The organism is Microcoleus sp. PH2017_28_MFU_U_A, assembly GCF_020738035.1.
GTDB lineage: Bacteria > Cyanobacteriota > Cyanobacteriia > Cyanobacteriales > Microcoleaceae > Microcoleus.
In genome coordinates this window covers 1-3,781 of the sequence record NZ_JAEQCX010000214.1, presented here as the reverse complement: position 1 = coordinate 3,781, position 3,781 = coordinate 1, and the positions used below count along the sequence as shown (strand labels likewise).

Genomic DNA, 3,781 nt, shown 5'->3' with positions numbered 1-3,781 from the left:
GCAGGACTGAAGTCCTCACTACAAACCTTATACAATCTGTTCGTAGTGAGGACTTTTGTTCTCGGAAAAAGCAGGACTGAAGTCCTCACTACAAACCTTGTAAAATCTGTTCGTAGTGAGGACTTTTGTTCTCGGAAAAAGCAGGACTGAAGTCCTCACTACAAACCTGTTTTTTAGCCCGTATTCCGCATCCCGGCGGCAATACCATTAATCGTCAGCAGAGCTCCCCGCAACAACTCACCCTTGCTGTAACGCGAGTGAATCACACCGGGTACTCCGCCAGTACCATGTTGCCGCAATCGCTTCAGCAGTGAAACCTGCAACAAACCCAAAGGCACAATTGTGGCATTTCGTAATTGCACAGAACGCTGAAGCGATGGATCTCCATCCAACAAACTCTGGTGTCCGGTAATAGTTAAAACCAAATTACGAATCAAGTAGAATTCGGCAGCAATTTGCTCGAATAAAGCCTTAAATCGCTCTCTGTCTGCCGGTAACGCCAACTCCCGCACGTAGTGTTCTGCAATCTGCAAATCCACCTTCGATAATGTCATTTCTACCTTGGAAATTACCATTCTAAAAAACGGCCATTTCAAGTAAAAATACTGCAAAAGTTTCATGTGTTCTTCCGGTTCTTCCAGCAAATACTCTTGTAAAGCTGTGCCGACACCATACCAAGAAGGCAGCAAAAAGCGGCTTTGAGTCCAGCTAAACACCCACGGAATTGCTCGCAAACCGCTGATGTCTTTCTTCCCGCCGCGACGGGCTGGGCGAGAACTAATTTGCAACTGACTGATTTCTTGAATCGGGGTAACGTGGTGGAAGAAATCTACTAAATCTGGCTGTTCGTAGATTAAATTACGGTAGTGCGATCGCGATTTCGCCGATAACTCTTCCATAATCTCGTTCCAAGAGTCGATGCCATCGAAACCTGTATGCAGCAAACTAGCTTGAATTACCGCCGCCGCCACGGTTTCTAAATTGTAAAGCGCCAACTCCGGCAAAGAATATTTAGAAGCCAAAACCTCGCCTTGTTCGGTAATCTTAATTCGCCCGCTGATACTCTTTCCGGGCTGAGCCAAAATCGCTTTGTAAGCAGGCCCGCCGCCTCGCCCTACCGAACCGCCACGGCCGTGAAAAATTCGCAATTCTACTTCGTGCTTTTCCGCAACCATTTGCAAAGCTTTTTGAGCTTTGTGAATTTCCCAATTGCTGCTGAGGAAACCCGAATCTTTATTACTGTCCGAATAGCCCAGCATCACTTCTTGCAATTTGATTTTTCGGATTGGACAGTCTAGATTTTGTTCGCTTGGTTTGGCTGTTTCTTGGGCGTATCCTCCGGCTAATAAAGCCCGATAAACTGGCAGTTCAAATGCCTCCTGCATTACTTTTGGCGCTTTTTTCAAGTCTTCCACTGTTTCAAACAATGGGACTACTTGAATGCTGCTAATTCCGGTCGCTGGATCGTAAAGTCCTGATTCTTTTGCTAGCAACAAAACCGCCAGCATATCGCTGAGGTCGTGGGTCATGCTGATGACGTAGGTTTCGCAAATTTCCGGGCCGAACTCCTGGTGCATTTGCCGCAATATGCGGAAGGTATTAATTGTCTCGCAAGTTTTGGGAGAAAATGGCAATTCTGCGGGAATTAATGGGCGGCGAGTTTGCAGTTCTGTTGCTAGCCATATCACTCGATCGCCTTCAGACATTTCATTGTAAAGCTTGGGCAAAATTTGCAAGTATTCAGCAATTTCGCTCAAAGCGTCGGAGTGTACTGTTGACTCTTGGCGGATATCTAGGTAAGCCAAATTAAATCCGTAGATTTCTACTTGGCAGAGCAGATTTTCCAAGTCCCGACAGCTTAAACCGGTTTCGATTAAATTGTGCTCGATGAGCTGCAATTCGGTCAAAAACTCGGTTCCCGATCGATAAAGGCCGCTCATTCCGGGATGTTCCGACAAGGCTTCGCGCTCCCGTTGTAACTCGTCTCCTTTGTAGAGGCGCCAGTTGCGATCGCGCGTATTTTCCAGTCGCTGGAGTACGTAGGCGAGTTTCAACCGATAGGGCTCTTGACGGTAGCGGATCGCCCACTGCTCGTAAACCTCGGGAAATTCTGATTTGTCGCGATCGAGCGATTCGAGCAATTCTGGCAATACGTCGCTCCAGTGCAGCGACAAACTCAAAAGTTCGTTCAACCGCTTCACCGCATTGATGTACTTGCACAGCACTAAATGGCGTTGATAGCAAGCAGTTTGCCAAGTAACTTTTGGGGTGACAGAAGGATTCCCGTCTCTGTCGGAGCCCACCCAAGAACCGAACTTGCAAAAATTGTAACTAGGTGGTTTCAGGTAAGGGAAAGAAGCGTGCAGCGCTTGCTTTAAGCGTTGGTATAGCTCGGGAATAGCATCAAACAGCACTTCGTCGAAGTAGTGCAGGGTGTATTCCACCTCGTCAAGTACAGTCGGTTTGAACTGGTGCAGTTCGTCAGTGCGCCACCAAAGGCGAATTTCTTCCATGAGTTGCTCTTGGAGAGCCGCAGCTTCCCAGGAAGACACCGGGTAGGGGCTTTCTGAGTCGGCCCCGAGTACCTGAAATTTCTCGTCAACTTGGTCTAGCTTTTGGAGAATCTTCGCCATCCGCCGCTGCTTGGTGCGGATCGTGTTGCGGACAATTTCCGTCGGGTGGGCGGTGAATACTAAGCGGATGTCTAACTGATCGATCAAGCGCTGGATTTGCTGGCTGGGTACGTTCAAGCGCAGTAGCATCGGGAACAGTTGGTGAAATGTTCCGGCGTCTTTGGCGATCGCCTCGCTGCTGTCTACCTTGCTCAGAGCTGTTTGGGCCGGGCCTTCCCTGTGCCGCGGGCGATCGGGCGCATCCGTTGCTTGTCCCGGCAGCTTAGCAAACATCCGCCCGCCAGCATCGTTACTGCCAGTGTAAGCTAGCTGTTGGTCTCGTTGTTCGTAGTGCTGTTCGACAATGTTGATTAACTGAAAATATAGTGCAAAAGCACGAGCGGCGCGGATGGCGGCGTTGAGATCGAGCTTTTCGATTAGCTGTAGGACATTCGACTCGCGAAAGTGAGTGGCTTGTCCCTCGGCCGAATTGACCGATCGCATTTGTTGGAGCAAATCCACCAATTCCTGCCCGCACTCCTGTCGCAGCACCGATTCCCACAAGTCCTCTACTACTTTGAGGCGATTGCGTAGAAACAGGTCTGATTTTGAGTAAGGGGCAGAATGGGGAATAGATGGTGTATCAATAGCCTGTTCTGAAGACTGGAGGACTGAACTCATCGGGCTGTTCCTCAAATAGCTGCGGGTGTCTAGAAAATTGTATTGTTTAGTTTCACCTAAAACATTTTTATTTGCAGTCAAATTTGAGACATCTGATACAATTTGCGATTTGTGCTTGCGGATGACTCATGACGATCGTGCTTTGGAGCTCGGGGTCTCCCTTTCCTGGTGTTTTAAACTTCCCCGACCTGCTTGCGCGATCGGTCGGGGATTTCAGTAGCCCTAGAACGTGTTGCTCCAATGAGCAAGCAAGTCCTGAGCCTCCAGGCTGGTCTAAAAGCAGCCCCAATACAGAAATATTCTTAGCTCCATTCTCATCAGCATCACCAACCCAGCCACAATGACCACACCTAAACTTCTTGCCACTTCTGTATGATTCACCTCTAACGGGGTTAGGAACTGTAACTTAATTTATGGACAAAGCTACCCATCCTTGACTATTTGGGTAGCTTTTTGAGCAAATTGTGGCCGCACGAGACTATTTGCCC

1 protein-coding gene and 1 pseudogene are annotated in these 3,781 nt (G+C 48.6%); both read right to left on the bottom strand.

Going from position 1 to position 3,781, the window contains the following annotated elements:
- Nucleotides 1–173: 173 nt before the first annotated feature.
- Nucleotides 174–3,293 (bottom strand): phosphoenolpyruvate carboxylase, encoded by a 3,120-nt coding sequence (gene ppc, locus JGK14_RS33715; protein ID WP_293193959.1) that lies wholly within the window; start codon nt 3,291–3,293, stop codon nt 174–176.
- Between the two features lie 67 nt (nt 3,294–3,360).
- Nucleotides 3,361–3,651 (bottom strand): annotated as a pseudogene (locus JGK14_RS34170) (hypothetical protein); the annotation flags it as partial.
- Nucleotides 3,652–3,781 lie beyond the last annotated feature (130 nt).